At 68.1% G+C, this 15,972-nt stretch carries 14 protein-coding genes and 1 pseudogene; 6 read left to right on the forward strand and 9 right to left on the reverse strand.

Features of this window, described 5'->3' with window-relative positions:
• The first annotated feature begins 225 nt into the window (after positions 1-225).
• Entirely contained in the window at positions 226-2,580 is a 2,355-nt protein-coding gene (locus tag DDE18_RS21805; RefSeq protein WP_116574539.1) for an ATP-binding protein, read from the forward strand.
• Positions 2,581-2,869: 289 nt separating this feature from the next.
• A pseudogene (locus tag DDE18_RS21810) lies at positions 2,870-3,285 on the forward strand (transposase); the annotation flags it as partial.
• 528 nt (positions 3,286-3,813) lie between these two features.
• Here the strand turns inward: DDE18_RS21810 and DDE18_RS23205 are convergent.
• Positions 3,814-4,059 carry a hypothetical protein gene (locus DDE18_RS23205; protein ID WP_165821318.1) on the reverse strand — a complete coding sequence of 82 codons (246 nt, stop codon included), beginning with the start codon at positions 4,057-4,059 and terminating at the stop codon, positions 3,814-3,816.
• A 2,706-nt stretch (positions 4,060-6,765) separates the two neighbouring features.
• Between DDE18_RS23205 and DDE18_RS21825 the strand changes: the two genes are divergently transcribed.
• A complete protein-coding gene (locus tag DDE18_RS21825) occupies positions 6,766-7,005 on the forward strand; it encodes a hypothetical protein (RefSeq protein WP_116574542.1) in 240 nt (79 codons plus the stop codon).
• Here DDE18_RS21825 and DDE18_RS21830 read toward each other — a convergent pair.
• Together DDE18_RS21830 and DDE18_RS21835 are read right to left on the reverse strand one after the other, a co-directional pair.
• A complete protein-coding gene (locus DDE18_RS21830; protein WP_116574543.1) occupies positions 6,981-7,271 on the reverse strand; it encodes a MerR family transcriptional regulator in 291 nt (96 codons plus the stop codon). The genes DDE18_RS21825 and DDE18_RS21830 overlap by 25 nt on opposite strands.
• A 368-nt stretch (positions 7,272-7,639) precedes the next feature.
• The gene (locus tag DDE18_RS21835; RefSeq protein WP_211754699.1) at positions 7,640-8,725 is read right to left on the reverse strand and encodes a class I SAM-dependent methyltransferase; all 1,086 of its coding nucleotides are present in this window, start codon (positions 8,723-8,725) and stop codon (positions 7,640-7,642) included.
• Positions 8,726-9,410: 685 nt separating this feature from the next.
• Here DDE18_RS21835 and DDE18_RS21840 point away from each other — a divergent pair.
• The 3 genes from DDE18_RS21840 to DDE18_RS21850 all read left to right on the forward strand — a co-directional run bounded on the left by DDE18_RS21840 (position 9,411) and on the right by DDE18_RS21850 (position 11,017).
• Complete coding sequence (locus tag DDE18_RS21840) at positions 9,411-9,830, forward strand: TetR-like C-terminal domain-containing protein (RefSeq protein ID WP_116574544.1); 420 nt, start codon at positions 9,411-9,413, stop codon at positions 9,828-9,830.
• Positions 9,831-10,145: 315 nt separating this feature from the next.
• Positions 10,146-10,433: a carboxymuconolactone decarboxylase family protein gene (locus DDE18_RS21845; protein WP_245916936.1), complete on the forward strand. Its 288-nt coding sequence runs from the start codon at positions 10,146-10,148 to the stop codon at positions 10,431-10,433.
• A gap of 275 nt (positions 10,434-10,708) precedes the next feature.
• A complete protein-coding gene (locus DDE18_RS21850; protein ID WP_116574545.1) occupies positions 10,709-11,017 on the forward strand; it encodes a hypothetical protein in 309 nt (102 codons plus the stop codon).
• Here the strand turns inward: DDE18_RS21850 and DDE18_RS24315 are convergent.
• The 6 genes from DDE18_RS24315 to DDE18_RS21875 form a co-directional block, all read right to left on the reverse strand.
• Positions 10,983-11,447 carry a CBU_0592 family membrane protein gene (locus DDE18_RS24315; protein WP_425437591.1) on the reverse strand — a complete coding sequence of 155 codons (465 nt, stop codon included), beginning with the start codon at positions 11,445-11,447 and terminating at the stop codon, positions 10,983-10,985. The two genes, DDE18_RS21850 and DDE18_RS24315, sit on opposite strands and share 35 nt — an antisense overlap.
• Positions 11,448-11,498: 51 nt before the next feature.
• Entirely contained in the window at positions 11,499-11,837 is a 339-nt protein-coding gene (locus DDE18_RS24320; RefSeq protein ID WP_165821319.1) for a DUF202 domain-containing protein, read from the reverse strand.
• Positions 11,822-12,208, reverse strand: a complete 387-nt coding sequence (locus DDE18_RS21860; RefSeq protein WP_116574547.1) for a YidH family protein — start codon at positions 12,206-12,208, stop codon at positions 11,822-11,824. Before DDE18_RS21860 ends, DDE18_RS24320 begins: the two co-directional genes overlap by 16 nt.
• Positions 12,209-12,217: 9 nt before the next feature.
• A complete protein-coding gene (locus DDE18_RS21865; protein WP_116574548.1) occupies positions 12,218-13,177 on the reverse strand; it encodes a formylglycine-generating enzyme family protein in 960 nt (319 codons plus the stop codon).
• A 17-nt stretch (positions 13,178-13,194) separates the two neighbouring features.
• On the reverse strand, positions 13,195-15,558 hold the full coding sequence (locus DDE18_RS21870) for an arylsulfatase (RefSeq protein WP_116574549.1): 2,364 nt from the start codon (positions 15,556-15,558) through the stop codon (positions 13,195-13,197).
• A gap of 100 nt (positions 15,559-15,658) precedes the next feature.
• Positions 15,659-15,972 (reverse strand): GMC oxidoreductase (locus DDE18_RS21875; protein WP_245916934.1); only part of this gene is annotated, 314 nt, incomplete at its 5' end.

Here is a 15,972-nt window from a genome sequence, read left to right on the forward strand (position 1 = left end):
CTCCCAGGATGCGCGGCAGGCCGAAGTGCGGCGCCAGACAACCCAGGGCACCTGACCGAGCCTCGTGAGCCTTCTCCACCCTGGGGTTCTCGTAGTCGCCGCGTCGCAGAGTCACCCACTCGGTCACTATCGACCGCGGGATCCGACGTGCCAGGTCCGAAGGCCCAGGGCTCCGATAGCATCGACCCGATGGCTGTCTCGGGGGGAGGACGGCAGGAGTCGGGTATGAGGACAACGTCTACGGCGGCTGGTCGGGGCGCCCTGCCCGCCGAGTTGACCACCTTCGTGGGCCGGCGCCGGGAGTTGAGTGAGGCCCGGCGGCTGTTCGGGAGCAGCCGGATGCTGACCCTGACCGGGCCGGGCGGCGTGGGCAAGACCCGGCTGGCGCTGCGGGTGGCCGCGGAGGTGCGGCGCACGTTCCCCGACGGGGTGTGGTTCGTCGAGCTTGCCGCGCTCCAGGACCCGCAGCTGCTGCCGCACACGGTGGCCAACACCCTGGAGCTGCGGCAGGTCTCGCCCGACCCCGCTACGGACCTGGCCGCCTACCTGGAGCAGAAGCGGCTGCTGGTGGTGCTGGACAACTGCGAGCATCTCACCGACGCCTGCGCGGTGCTCGCCAGCAAACTGCTGGCTGCGGCCCCGGACCTGCGGATCCTGGCGACCAGCCGGCACGTGCTCGGCATCGAGGGAGAGCAGATCCTCCAGGTGCCGCCCCTGTCGGTACCCGACACCGAGGTACTGGCCGGGGACGCCACCCACTATGAGTCGGTGCGCTTGTTCCTGGACCGGGCCGCTGCGGTCGCGCCCGATTTCGCTATCACCGAGGCCAACCGGGCCGCGGTGATCGAGCTGTGCCGCCGGGTAGACGGGATCCCGCTGGCGATCGAGCTGGCCGCGGTGTGGCTGCGGATCCTCTCTCCCACCCAGATCCTGGACCGACTCAAGGACCGGTTCCGCTTGCTTACGATCGACCGACCCACCGCGCCCGCACGACAGCAGGCGCTGGACGCGACCGTGGGGTGGAGCTACGACCTGTGCTCGGCCGAGGAACAGCTGATGTGGGCACGCCTCTCGGTCTTCTCCGGCGGTTTCGACCTCGAGGCCGCCGAGGACGTCTGCAGCGGCGACGGGATCTCTCACTCCGAGGTCCTGAACCTGATTGCGAGCCTGGTGAACAAGTCGATCGTCGTGCGCCACCGGGCCACCGAGCACAGCACCGCCTGGTACGAGATGCTCGAGATCATCCGCCAGTACGGCGCCCAACGACTCGGCGAGGGCCAGGGACGGGGTTTGCAGGTCCGGCACCGTGACCACTACCGCTCGGTGGCGCAGCGTTTCGCCGCCGAGGGCTTCGGCCCCCGCCAGGCGGACTGGTTCATCCGGCTCCGCCGTGAGTCCAGCAACGTCCGGGCGGCCCTGGAGTTCTGCCTCGCGCACCGAAGCGAGGCGGCCGCGGCCTTGGACATCGCCGCGCCGCTGTGGAACTTCTGGTTCGCCGGGTACCTCCGGGAGGGGTATCGCTACCTGACCCGCGCCCTCGATCTGGCCACCGAGCAGACCAGCAGCCGCGCATACGGCCTGTGGGCCGCCAGCTATCTGGCCATGTTCGCGACCGACTTCGATCGGAACGTCACGATGCTGGCCGAGTGTGAGGAGATCGCCGCGAGGCTCGACGACGACCTGCTGCACGCACGAATCAAGGAGTGCCGGGGACAGGCCACGCTCTACCGGGGCGACCTACCGGACGCCATCGAGCTGCTGGATCAGGCCCGCCGGGAGTTCCGGGCGGTCGGGGACCCGCTGGGCGAGTTCGACACGTTGATCCTGCTCACTGCTGGCACCTTCTTCCTCGACGATCCCCGGGCCGACGAGTTCAGCCGGGATGCGCTGGCGCTGGCTGAGCAGCACGGCGCGCAGTCGTCGACGGCCTACGCGCTCTGGGCCGTCGGCATCGCACAGTGGCGGGCCGGGCACTTCGACGAGGCGACGCGGTCGCTGCGGAAGTCGGTCCGGTTGTTCCAACCGATGAAGGACCTGACCGGCATCAGCTTCGGCGTCCAGGCGCTCTCCTGGTGTGCTGCCTTCGCGTCCCCCGACGAGCGGGCGGCCCGGCTGCTCGGCGCGTCCCAGGCCGTCTGGCGGACGAGCGGGACGAAGGTCGACGAGACGACCGCGTACAGCGTGTTCGACAGGCGGTCCGAGGACGCCCTGCGGGCAGCCCTCGGCTCCGCCAAGTTCGAGTCCACCCGGTTCGAAGAGGCATTCGCGGAGGGTGCGTCGTACTCCTTCGACCAAGCCGTGGCGCTTGCCCTGGGCGACGACGGCGACGCCCCTGGATCCGAGGCAGCGGCCACCACCCCGGCCCGAGGCCCGGGGCCCGAGGCCCCCGGCGGGCTGACCCCGCGCGAGCGGGAGGTCGCCGGGCTCCTCGCCGAAGGCCTGACCAACCGAGAGATCGCCGCTCGGCTCGTCATCTCCCAGCGCACGGCCGAGACCCACGTCGACCACATCCTCGCCAAGCTCGGCATGACTTCCCGGGCCCAGGTCGCCAGCTGGGTCGCCGAGCAGCAGGCCCGCTGACGCGTCTCAGGTGATCTCGGGCGGGTTTGCTCCATCACGAGCACGGTCCGGGACGGGTCGCCGCGCGCTCGAGCCGGTCCAGCACGGTCCGGATCGTCACCGGTCCGGACGCAGCTCGGGATTAGGTCCAGCCGGGCCAGGCCGCGCCGGGCCTCCCCCTCCCAATTCCAGCTGACCAGAGCGAAGCGAATCCGCTCCGGCGATCACCAGTCCTACTGGAGCTGGGCGCGGCTGGATTCAGCCTGGAACCGCGCAGTGGCAGGAAGACACCCTGGTCGGAGACCACCTGCTGGTCACCGCGCTCGGTGTGGACACCGGGATCTCCAAAGTCCGAGGTCTCCCGGATCTGCGCCGGCCTCGATGAGCAGGTCGCCGCCTACGACACCCGCCCGTTGCCCCACTGCGCGTTCCCCTACGTGTTCCTCGACGCGACCTACTGCAAGGCCCGCCTCAACGGCCGCGTGGTGTCGCAGGCGGTCGTGATCGCGATCGGTGTCTCCGCCTACGGACGCCGTGTGGTGCTGGGCTACAGGTCGGTGACAGCGAGTCCAAAGCGTTCTGGACCAGTTCCTCCGCGGGGTACGCGAGCGCGGCCTCTCCGGTGTGCAGCTGGTCATCAGCGACCACCGTGGCCTGATGGCCGCGGTCGACCACGTCATGGCCGGCGCGACTTGGCAACGCCGCCGGGTCCACTCGCGAGCGAACCCACCGCAGACGGCATCGACTCCGGCCATCCGGAATGCCCGCGACCAGCGCGCCGAGCACAGCGCTCAACCCGTTGCCGAAGAACGTCCGACGAGTTGATCGCTCCCGACGACCCCCTCCCCAGGTGGCCGTCCGTGCGAGCGATTGCGGATCTTGAACGCAGGGACATCCCCCGGGCTGGAGCCTGACCAACGCAAAGCCGCATCGCCAACGAGCGACGCGGCCCCGACTCGGGCGAAAGCTTCATATCCTCGGGGGAGCAGCGTCCGCGGCCCTTGCAGATCACGGGTTGGATACGCGGCGAACCGCCCAGAAAGACGCTACTCGCGATCCCTCAATTCCTGCTTCGGGTCGGTCATCGGCCCAGAAGCGGGAGCATCACGCACATCCCGCTGGAGCGCTCGGTTCAACGTTCGAAGTGCTCGCTCATGCCGCGTTTCCGCTCGGTCCTGCCGAAGAGTGGACGTGCGGCGCTCGGAGAACGACGCGAACGGTTCCGGGCACACACGAGAGTTCAGGGTCCGGCGACTAGACCGGGAGTGCGGCTGCCTGCTGCCTGAGGCGGTGGGTGCCGGCTGACACCATGGCGGCGCCGATGGCCAGGCCGAGCGGGACGTTAACGCGTTGCATCGGAGGGACGGGACGGCGCCCCCACGTCGCTGGCTCGGAGAGAATGCCGGCCAGCATGCCGATCCCCACGATCGTCGTGGTGCGGGCCGCCCAGTCGGACCCGGGGTTCCCTCGCACCGCCGCCCACATCGCGATTGCGGGCATTGGCCATGGTGCCGAGATGGCGGAGCCCAGACCGAGCGCGAGGTGGGTGCGGACCCGGCCGGGGACGCGCAAGCCGAACGGCTCCCCAGGCAAATTGGGTTCGGTGGCGGCCACGGCCGTGGTGTACGCGGTCGAGGCCACGAACAACGCGGCTGGACCCAACAGCATCGGATCTGCCATCAGCGCCTCCGGAGGAGCCTCCGCCCGTGCGAGAGCCTGCCGCCCACCATGGTGGCCCCGCGTCCGACTTCCCGGCAAGACCCGGCGCCAGGTCCAGGACAGTGACGACGTGAGGCCCTACCGCATCAGGATGTTTGCCGAGATTGGCTGCGATTTCGCGCTCTGGGGCGACCCAAGGCAGCCACTCCCGGACAGCGTTGAATCGGAGGGTCTAGAGCAAGTTCTGCTCATCTCGGAGAGTCTGCGCACCTGACTCATCGCCTGGGCGCAGCAGTACTGCCGCTACGACGGTGGTGAGCGCGACATCGACATGTCGGACTTCGATGAGCGGGATGCTGCTGAGCCGCGAACTTCAGCGGGAACTGGGACCGACGTACTCCGTGCGGTACAGCTTCACCTTCGCCGATAGCCGCGAGCGGCTCCTACCCACGGTCGCCCACGACCCCTGTCCCAATTGGAGGGCAACGTAGGCACCGCCGTTCGAGGCTTGGCAGAGCGTCCGAAAATGGCGCGATCCGGGCGTTATCGGAGGTGCGTCGTTCCGTGGCGTCTATCCCCGCTGCTCTCGTCCCCATCGACTTTGCCGCATTGTGTCGGTGCAGCCCTGTAGACCGATCGGGTTGACCCAGACTGCCGGTCACCGCATGTGATCGAACGAGCATGTCCGCCATGGCGCGCAGTACGGCCCTGACATCCGCAGGCGTGCGCAGTCGAGAGATGGACTGGTCTCGGCGACTCAACACCGAACGTCTCAGGCAGCGCTCGCGCTAGCCACGAGTGCCATGCATACAAATCGGGCGACGATGCGATCAGTGGCCCGAAGTGGCCGATAGCGCCGCGCCTGGCTCGCGGTTCAACGGGAAGTGATACGAGTGGAGGTCAAACCCGGGGGACTCATGTGCAACCTGGTCGATGCGCCCCGATGGCGATCCAGGTCGGCGCACCCAGACGAACGGCTGTGTTCACCTCCAATGCGGTCATGCAGGTACCGAAGTTGGGCGACAAAGGCCGTCCGTCGCGCGGCTGGGGCACATCCGGCCATAGCTTGAGTGGGCGGTAGCGAAGACGCAGGGAGCGGCACATGACCACGCGACGACAGTTGGTGACAGCGGTGATGGCCGTGGGGCTACTACCACTCGCTGCGGCGCCCGCCAGTGGCGCGCCACCGGCGAACGACGAACTCGCAGGTGCCCTCGTCCTGCAGCTGGGCGACCGGGTTGTGCAGGACACGAGCGAGGCCACCACGACCCCCCAGGACGAGGCCCTGAACGCGAGTTGCGGAGCGCCCGAAACGACTGCCTCCGTCTGGTACACATACTCGCCCGACCGGGATCGCATGGTCGTGCTGGATGTGACTGCCTCTGACTACAGCGGCGGAGTTCTGATATTCGCGGGGACCCCGACCGTTGACTCTCTCGTGGCGTGCGGGCCCGGCATTGTTGGGCTGCGCGCGCGAGCTGGAAGGACCTACAGCATCATGGTGGTCTCCGACACTGGCGTGAGCGGCGGTCGGCTGGTCTTGTCGTTGGAGAAGTCACCGCCCCCGCCGCGCGTGCACGTGACGATGGCACAGCGTGGGGTGGCCTTCCGCGGCGGCGCCGCGCGACTCAACGGCACCTACTCGTGCAAGCACGGTGAGTTCGCTGCATTGAACGGCACCCTCTTCCAGCGGGCAGGGCGGTTGAAGATCCAGGGTGAGTTCGGCAGAGAGATCCGGTGCAATGGGGAACGTCGCCGCTGGTCGGCGCGTGTGGTCTCGCCGGTCGGGACCTACGCTCGGGGTCACGCCTTGGCCAGGGTCAGGATCGTCGCGTGCGGGATCCTCGCCTGCCGCCAGGCCAGGACCAAGCGCGAAATTCGGCTCGCGTGGGCCAGTGGGTCTCACGGTCGGCAATTGGTACAGCCGCCCACCACCGGGACGCAACGCCCTCGCCCACTCGTCGGGCTTCAGGGGCACTGGCCGGGCAGCTAGGTGTTCTGACGCGGGAGGATAGCGCCGGCGCCTCACGCCAGAGGCGGAGGACGCATCACCTCACCTACCCTGCCCCGGCGACCAGTCGTCGACGCCTGCAGGGGTGCGACCCGCGTCTTTTCGCCGCTCATGACTGTCAAGACGCAGGCCGCGGTGCGGGCGCCAAGATGACCCCTGTTTCGACCATCGTCGCGCGCTGGCGCGCTCTCCATTCTCCCCTGCTGTCCCCCACCAGCAGCGGGAGCCCGTAGACCCTTGTGTAGCGCCTGGGGGCAGTCAAGGATCTCGAGCGCCGCGACCAGGAGCCGTGGCTGGGCACGGTTGGCCGGGAGCGTGACAACCGGCGGCACCGTCTCGAACGCTGGTAGCGCCGCCCTCAGCGATCTTCACAGTCGCGACCCGGCGTCCCACCGCCCGACGAGCCCATGGAGCCACCGGAGGCGGCCATTGCGCGATCCGGATACTCGTGGCGCTCTGCGGATCGCGGGGTCGTTCCTGCCCTGACACGGTGAATGGCATCAGCATCAACTCAACCCAGTCACCGGGAGATCGAGATGAACACGAGCCAGAGCCCCGCCGGGTCAGCCGAGGTCACCGCCGCCATCTGCCACGAGCTGCTCCTCCTTGCCCGAGACGAAGAGGTACTCGCGGCCGACGAGGCATCACGGACGCCGTACTGGTCAGCCACGCCGCCCACCGTGCTTGGGCACCGGGCGGCAGCGGCCGCGCTGCTCGCCAAGATGCATCGCCTCGAGGCGCTGCTCCTCGCTCAGCAGTGGCTCGCCGCCCGCTGACCATGAACATCCGAGCTGATCGAACGTCCGGCGGTCTCCAGCGAGGCTCGGGAGAGCGAGGCGGCGCGGTTCACCCGGCGCTGACGGAGCCGCCCCTGCTCGATCAGCTTCGCGATCGCGGGGCGGCTGCAGCCAATCAAGTAGGCGGCCTCCTGCCAGGACATCCCCTGCCGGCGTTGCTCACCCAGGCATTGGACCGAGGCTTCGGTGACCCACAACTGGGCGCCGTAGTGCACCTGGAGGACGTCTCCGGCGAGGCGCTGCACGGTGGTCGGGATGACCCCGAGGATCTCGGCGGCCTGGCTGGAGCCAGACTTGGCCCTCGGACGGCATACCGCGCCCCTCCCCCGCCCCGTCGCCGGCCCGACGGCCTCGCTCTCCAGCGCCGACGCCAGGGCTAGCGGAGTCTCCGTCGGACCAGGCGCCCACCTCGGACCGGGTTATCCCTAGGTCACCCCAGGGATGGTCGAAGTGATCCTCCGAGGTCTCGACGTCACGCCCCCATCGCCACCGTCTGGTTGCCCGAGTTCTACCGGGACACCCCGCTGGAGGTGTCCTGGTGTGCCCACGATGACTGGTCGCCGACCGCATCGATCCGTGGCGAAGCGGCGAGGTCGTTGCCGGGCGGCTCGAGTCAGGGGTCGAGCCGGTAGAACCGCCAGAAGTCGTGCTCGATCGGTAGCACCGTGCACCGCGAGAAGCCGGCCTGGGTGGCGTAGTCGCGGACGGTGCCTTCCCTGATGACGGTGCCGGTCGCGGCGGAGTCGGGCTCGGTCATCGCGGCCGCGAGGCAGTGCACCGCACTCCAGCCGTAGTTGAACCGGTCGAGCTCGTCCGCGGGTGCGGTGAACGTCTCTGCGACCCTCTCGTCGCCGATGAGGACCGCGCCGCCGGGAGCCAGTAGCTGCTTGGCGGCCGCAAGGGCTGCGACCGGATGGGCCATGTCGTGCAGGGTCTCGAAGAGTGTGACGAGGTCGTACCTCCGGGCGAGCGCGGGATCCGCGGCGTCGCGACATGCGAAGGTGACCCGACCCGTCAGGCCGGCCTGGGCCGCGGCGGTGGTCGCCGCGTCCACGGATGCGGCATCGAGGTCAAGGCCGTCCACGGTTGCGGCGGGGAACCCGCGAGCGATCGCGATCGTGGACACGCCTTCGCCGCAGCCGAGGTCGGCGACCCGTGCGCCCTGCTGCCGGAGCCGGTCCGCGATGTCAGGCAAGGCAGGGATCCATTCGCTGGCCAGGCTGGTCACGAAGCCGGGCCTGTTGATGTCGGCGATGCCTTCGCGGATGTCGGGGCCGTAGTCCTGGTACGGCACGCCGGCTCCGCTGCGGAACGCTTCGAGGACGGCGGGCATTGCCTGGCTGATGCCGACGATCATGGGCGCGAGCGGTGATACCAGCGCGAGGCTGTCCGGCTCGCAGACGACTTCGGCGACGCCCGGTGGCATCAGGAAGCTCCGGGTCGCCGGGTCCCCGGTCTCCTCTGCCACGTCGAGCACGCCGCAGGCGGCCTGCTGCTCGAGCCACTCCCTGGCGTAGCGTGCATCGATTCCGGCGAGATCCGCGAACACCTCGGCGGTCACGGGCCCAGAACCGGAGAGTACGACGTAGAGGCCGAGCTTTCGCCCTATGTACACGTGCAGGATCTCCAGAGCGCCGATCGCAGAGCCGAAGAGCTGCTCGGCCAGCGCGTCCCGCCTACTCTCTGCGATTTCGGTCACGGACAAAGCATGCACCTCGCGAAGGCGGTCTGGCACTCACACGTTCGGGTGACCTGCAGGAGGTGTCGGAGATGGTGGTTCATCCACGGTCGGCCTGGTGTTCTGGCTGGTGAAGACCCGCCAATCTCCTACTGCGGCTCGTCGGTCCGGCCGTTCACGTCCGCTGCAGCGAAGGGCGGCCGGCGCTCCCCGAGAGAGTTGCATGCAAAAGCCCCGCAGATGTCTCGGGTCACCTGCGGGGCGATGTCAATTCTGCACGGCCACCAAGCGGTCTGTCACCGAATCCCGAATTTTCACGCGCAAGGATCGCGAAGACCTCCCGTCCCGAGATCGGCAGGTCCTAGCGCTCCGTGGCGCGAAGGTGAGGTTGCCAGCGTTCTTGACCTGAACTTTACAGAACAAGTCACATTCGGATGGGTTTCTTGGGAATTCCTTGACAGTTCCACCGGAGGAGACCGACATGCTCCACACCAAGAAGCTCATCGCCGCTTTTCGCCGTCGCCCTGATGGACACCGTAGGCACCGTGGCCCCGGCCGAGGCGGCCGGCGCCAAGACGAGCAGGGTCGGCGACGGTTGGTGCTGCTGACCTTCGATCAGCGCTGATCGACCCGCACCCACCCCGGTTCCGAGAATCCACCGCACTTCGAGAACAACGGGTTCTGAAACCAACCTCGTTGCTCGTAGGTGGTCCTAGAGGCGTTCCCCCACAAGACGGACCTGCTCACGGACGTCTCGGACTCAGGTGACGCCCTGGCCGACCTGCGGACCTATCTGGCGAAGCTGTCGTTCTGCCTCGACTTCGGAGGTGCAGCCTCGACTGTCTCAGGGCCTATCGGCGACGCCATCGTGGACGAGGAGTTCGCCCACCTGTTCCGGTCGACCCTCGTGCGCGGACGCCGGCGCGCCTTCGTCGAGATCATCCTGCGTGGGCAGCAGCGAGGTCAGCTGCGTTCCGACCTCGACGTGGGAGTCGTGGTCGACGCCCTAGACGGCGCCATCCACCACCGGTTGCTCGTAACCCAACAGCCGTTCGACCGACGTTTCGTCGACGCGCTGACCCATTTCGCCGCCAGTGGTCTGCGCCTGCCGCACGAGGTGGAGTAGCCCTTCGCGCCGACGCCACAGTGGCTGCCCGATGGGACGAGTGGGCCGACTTCGTCCCGTTTCGTCTCGGTCTGCGGTGCGTGCGGTGGAACCTCGGTATCACCTCCAGCAGTCACGGCTGAGGTCAATCATTCCGAGCGAAGGAAATCGACATGACTACCAGAACCAACCTCGGCGAGGCAGAACCCGAGCTCTACAAGGCGGCGCTCGGCATGAGCCAGGCCGCCGACGCGGCAGCGATCGACGTCGGCCTCGGGCCTACTCATCGAGCTAGTCAAGCTCAGGGTCTCCCAGCTCAACGGCTGCGCTTTCTGCCTGCGCCAACACACCCGAGACGCCATGGCCAAGGGCGAGAAGACCGAGCGGCTGGCGGTGCTCCCGGCCTGGCGCGAAACCGCCTACTTCGACCCTGTAGAGCGCGGCGCCCTGGAGCTGGCCGAGCTCGTCACCGATATCGCCACCGCCGACCGTTCTGACCACTACCCCACGGGCGTCGCTGCCCTCACGGCTGACCAGGTGGCTGCTGTCACGTGGGTGATCATCGCAATCAACACGCTGAACCGGGTAGCGATAACCAGCGGCTATCCCGTCAAGCCAGCTTGACGGCGTCACGCATGGCTCCGCGTCGTGTGCCGGTGAGACGTCTCCCACGGCAGCAGCCCGGCCAGGGTGTTGTCGAGGTGGTCGGTGGGACGCTCTCATTCGCGGCTGTCCAAGCTTCGGTTGGGGCTCTCTTATCGGACTGCGGCCCCCCGAGCACCGCTGGTGAGGTCGTGGCCCAAGACGGGATTGCCCGGCGGAAGAAGCTCTGCTCGCCCTCGCCGACACTTATCGCTCGAGGGTGAGGAGAACGGCAGCATGAGTGGCGTGATCGTGGGGTGGACCCCCACAAGCGGTCGGTGACCGTCGAGGTCATCGACGAGCAGGAGAAGGTGCTGTGCACCGGCCGATTCAGGACGGCCACCCGGGACTACAAGGCGACGCTCGGGTATGTACGCCAGCAGTGCGCGGGGCACCGGTGGGCGATCGAAGGCGCTCAGGGTGTGGGTCGACCGTTGGCGCAGCGGCTCCTCGCCGAAGGTGAGATGGTGGTCGACGCTTCGGCCAAGCTGGCGGCGCGGGTGCGGGTCTTCGACTCGGGATGCTCCGTCGTCAGGCGGAGGCGTCGACAGTCTCGTCGACTGTGACCGGCCGCTCACGGCGCCGTGGGGGATTGCAGGGGCGGCGGCGGGCCGACCGTGGGAAGACCCTCAACCAGCCAGCCGCCGCGATCCCCAACCAAACCAGATTCAGTGCCGCCGAGGGCCATGCGCTGTTGGCTGCTGCGTTGATCATCAGCCCCAAACCACCGGTGATGTTGAGGGCGTAAGCCGTTCTCGAGCGCGCGGCTATCCGGCCGAGCGTTGTCAGCCCGTAGGCCAGAACGACCAGCACAGCCGCTAGCCAGCCGCTGGCCTCGATTGCAAGGTGCGCTGAGACGTCCGTGATCGTGTGCCTTTCGGGAGATCTCGCGGCGGTGGTGAGCCTAGTCAGAGCTGGTAGCGCGAGTCGCGCCAGTCGAGAGAGCGGCCTTGAGCCCTTCGGCCTTGTCGATGTTGTCGAACCCTTGCTGCTCAGGGGTGGTGGCTCCGTTGTCGGATGTCACCGATCAGACACCAGTGCCGAGAGTCACAGGACGACGAGCCATAGCCAGTGGCAGCTGAGGGCGCTTGTCACCAGGCTCAGCACCAACACGTCGATGACGGGGGGACGTACCTGCCCTGTCCGGATCCCCTCAAGACTGCGTACATGGTGCGGTCTCCGTCGGAACGCAACAACGACTGCGATGCCCAGGTAGGCAACCGCCGAAGCAACTCCAAGGAGTCCGCTGTGGTTGGCGGTCTTGAGGCTGATCGTGGCGACCACGAGGTAGCCGAGAATGGTGCGTGCCCACGCGAGACTTGTCCGCTCGGGCTGAAGTCCCAGATCGCGCTCGGGCGCGGCTGTGCGGTCTAGAGGCCGGGCCACACCATGAACCCCAACGCGCCCGCGGCCCCGAACAGGACGACGAGCACAAGTATCGGAGCGAGCGATGAGAGCGGCAATGGCGCGCCATGCCGCAGTGCCCGCTCCACTCCGAGCCATCGGAACCCGGCACCCACGCTGAGGGCGGTGCCCCCCAGCAGCAGAAGAACAACGATGGCCTGGCGCAAGGGTGTTGGCCAGACTGAGACCATCACGGTGTCAGCGGCGACCGCGGTCGCGATGACAGCCAGCGCCGTACGGATCCAGGCCAGGAAGGTGCGTTCGTTGGCCAGCGTGAAGCGCGGGTCCGGCTCATCGCCCCCACCGAGCAGGAACCGACGAACTCTGAAGCCCGCACGGGGCGTATCGGTCATGTGCGCTCCTCACGCGTCTTTCGCACAGCGGAAGCCGATGTTTCCGCTGCACGAACTGGGGTCGTTGTTGGTCCGCGCGGCCACGCGGTACCGGTTGCAGTAGGACGCGTGGCAGAGATACGAACCGCCGCGCATGACGCGCAGCTCACCGTCCTTCGGTCCGCGGGGATCACGCGTTCCGTTGGGGGCGTGGTTCGTGGTCCACCAATCGGCGCACCACTCCCACACATTGCCGGCCACGCCATAGAGGCCGAATCCATTGGGTTCATAGCTCTCGACGGGCGCCGTCCCCCGGTATCCATCCTCGGCGGTGTTGCGGGTGGGGAACGAGCCCTGCCAGATGTTGCACCGGTGTCGCCCGTCGGGTGTGAGCTCGTCACCCCAGGCGTACTGCTTGCCCTCGAGCCCTCCTCTGGCGGCGTACTCCCACTCAGCCTCGGTCGGAAGTCGCAGCCCGGCCCACGCGCAGTACGCCAAGGCGTCGTTGTGGTCGACGTGGACGACCGGGTGGTCTAGCCGGTCATCCACGTCGCTTCCTGGTCCTTCCGGTGCTGCCCAGAAGGCGCCGTCGACCCGGCACCACCACGGCACGGCCGCCGGCCGCTGGGCCCCGCGGCGCAGGTGGGAGGGCAGGAACGAGGCGAAGACGTAGGACCAGCCGAAGCGCTCCGCACCCGTCCGGTACCCCGTGTCCCGGACGAAATCGCCAAACTCGGCGTTGGTGACCGTGTGCCGGCTGATCCAGAACGACGACAGGGTCACCGTGCGCTCGGGGCCCTCGCCGTCCCCGTGGTTGGCGTCCGAGTCCTCGGACCCCATCCGGAAGGAACCTCCTTCGAGCATGACCAGGGCATCCGTTGGCGGGGCGTTGCCCCGCCCCGCCAACGGATGGATCGTGGGGAGAGTAGCCGTGGGCGCGATCACCGAGCTAGCGTGCGCGCCGCCCGGCGCGCAACAGGGGGAACCCATCCTTGGCCCTCCGATCCTCAGTGGGAAACGTAGATCCGCTGGCGGCGCTGTGCTTCGTTCTCGTCCCCGCTGCGTGGAGTCGGGCCGTCGAGGTCTATCCGCACCGTGTGCACCGTCCCCGAGAAGGCGTTGTCGACGGCGGGGTAGTCCTCAGACACAGGGGTACCGAGGTCGACGCCGACATCGAGGGTCTCGTCGAAGGAGAAGTAGTACGGGATGGTCTTCTCCACCCGTCCCGCAGCCACCTTCGCTCCGTCGACGACCAGGAAGACGTTGCCGCCCAGGCCGTGGCCGTCGCCGTCGTAGTCGAACTCCATGCGTACCTCGTGCCGCCCCGGCGTGAGCACCTCGTCGGCACCAACGATGTAGTGGGTCAGGTCGAAGTAGTTGTAGTCGTAGCGGATCCGGCCATCAGCGCAGTACAGCGACCAGCCGCCGAAGCGTCCGCCCTGCGCCACGATCACGCCTGCGGCACCGGTCTGGGGGATCTCGACATCGGCAGTGATGCTGTGCGAACGGTTCTTGACGTTGGGCGTGGTCTCCTCGGTGAAGCGCCGCATGCCACCGCGGTAGGTCACCGACTGGCGATCGCCGAGGAGATCGATGCGGCCGGCCAAGGTGGGGTTCTCGCGCTCGGTGACGCGCGGGTCGAGCGGGAACACCTGGTACTTGGCTGCCTCGATCAGGAACAGGTCCTGCAGTTCCCGGAGCCGATCCGGGTGCTCGGCTGCCAGATCGTTCGCCTGCGAGAAGTCCGTGTCGACGTGGTAGAGCTCCCAGACGTCGTCCCTGAAGCTCCGCCCACCCTCGGGGATCATCTCCCAAGGAATGCCGTGCCGGGTCACCGCCATCCAGCCCTCATGGTAGATGCCGCGGTTACCGCACATCTCGAAGTACTGCGTACGGCGCCGGTCAGCGGCGCCGGCGTCGTCGAAGGTGTAGCGCATGCTCGAGCCCTCGATCGGCTTCTGGGCTACCCCGGCTACTGAGGTGGGCTGCGGGATGCCGGCGCAGTCCAGCACCGTGGGCAGGATGTCGATGACGTGATGGAACTGGTGCCGGACTGCGCCCCGGTCGGCGACGGCGGCTGGCCAGTGCACGATGAGTCCGTCGCGGGTGCCGCCGAAGTGGGAGGCGACCTGCTTCGTCCACTGGAACGGTGTGTTCATCGCGAGTGCCCAACCCACCGGCGCGATCGGATAGGTCTCCGGGCCGCCGATCCGGTCCAGGTCCTCGAGCATGGACTCCGGGTCGTCGACGATGCCGTGGCCCAGCCGGTGCTCGACTGTGGTCCCCTCGATGCCGCCCTCGCCCGAGGCGCCGTTGTCACCGAGCAGATAGATGAACAGGGTGTTGTCCAGCTCCCCGAGCTCCTCGAGTGCCGTGACGAAGCGTCCAACCTGGTGGTCCGCGTGCTCGGTGAAGCCGGCGAAGGTCTCCATGAACCGACTGGCCAGCTGGCGCTGCGTGTCCGACAGCTGGTCCCAGTGCGGCACGGTGTCGGTCCAGGGCGCCAGCTCGGCGTCTTGCGGTACCACCCCGAGCCGCTTCTGCTCGGCGAGGGTGCGCTCACGCTGCTCGTCCCAGCCATGGTCGAACCGGCCCCGGTACTTCTCCTGCCACTCCGGCGCGACGTGGAGTGGCGCATGTGAGGCGCCGAACGCGAGGTAGGTGAAGAACGGGCGGTCGGGTGTCAGCGTGCGCTGGGTCTGCACCCACTCGATCGCCCGATCCGCCAGGTCCTCCGAGAGGTGATAGCCGTCCTCCGGGCGCCGGGTCGGTTCCACCGGCGTGGTGCCCTCGTACAGCAGCGGGTACCAGTGGTTCATCTCCGCGCCCATGAACCCGTAGAAGGTGTCGAAGCCCTCGCCCGTGGGCCACCGGTCAAAGGGTCCCACCGGACTGATCTCGCGAGGAGGTGTCTGGTGCCACTTGCCGAACGCGGCGGTGCTGTATCCGTTGCCCTGCAGGATCTGCGCCAGGGTGGCGGCCGACCGGGGGCGGAAGCCGTTGTAGCCCGGGGCAGAAGTGGCCATCTCGGTGGTGCCGCCCATCCCCACCGAGTGGTGGTTGCGGCCGGTCATCAGGGCCTGGCGGGTCGGCGAGCACAACGCGGTCACGTGGAACCGGGAGTACCGGAGCCCACCGCTGGCGAGCGCCTCGGCCGTCGGCATCCTGCACGCGCCGCCGAAGGCGCTGGAGGTCCCGTAGCCCAGGTCGTCCATGACGACGACCACGACGTTCGGTGCTTTCGGTGGAGGGGAGATCGGGCGAACCGGTTCGAAGGCAGCGGTCTGGTCTTCGATGCCGAGAGCGGTGGTAACTACCTGGGCCTGGTCGGGCTCGGGCAACACGTGCCGCTCGGCCTGGAAACGACTCACGATGAGAACTCCTCGGAACTAGTTGATGCGCGTTGCTGACGCAGTTGACGGTCAGCGTGATGAGACGCAGGGAATCGGACGAGGCGGTACATCGGCGACGTCACTGCTTCGTGATGAGGTTGCGGGGGTGGCCGGCCGGGTAGAGGGGCGAGTGGTCGCGGTGCCGGTAGTACGGCACGTCGGCGGCCGGCAGCGGGGTGTTGCCGAGGATCAGGTCGGCCGCCTTCTCGGCGACCATCATCACGGGGGCGTAGATGTTGCCGTTGGTGACGTAGGGGAAGACGCTGGCGTCGCAGACCCGCAGGCCCTCGGTGCCGTGCACCTTCATCGACAGCGGGTCGGTCACCGTCATCTCGCCGGTGCCCATCGCCGCGGTGCAGGAGGGGTGCAGCGCGGTCTCGGCGTCCTGGCGCA

Source organism: Nocardioides gansuensis (assembly GCF_003076135.1).
Classification (GTDB): Bacteria; Actinomycetota; Actinomycetes; order Propionibacteriales; family Nocardioidaceae; genus Nocardioides; species Nocardioides gansuensis.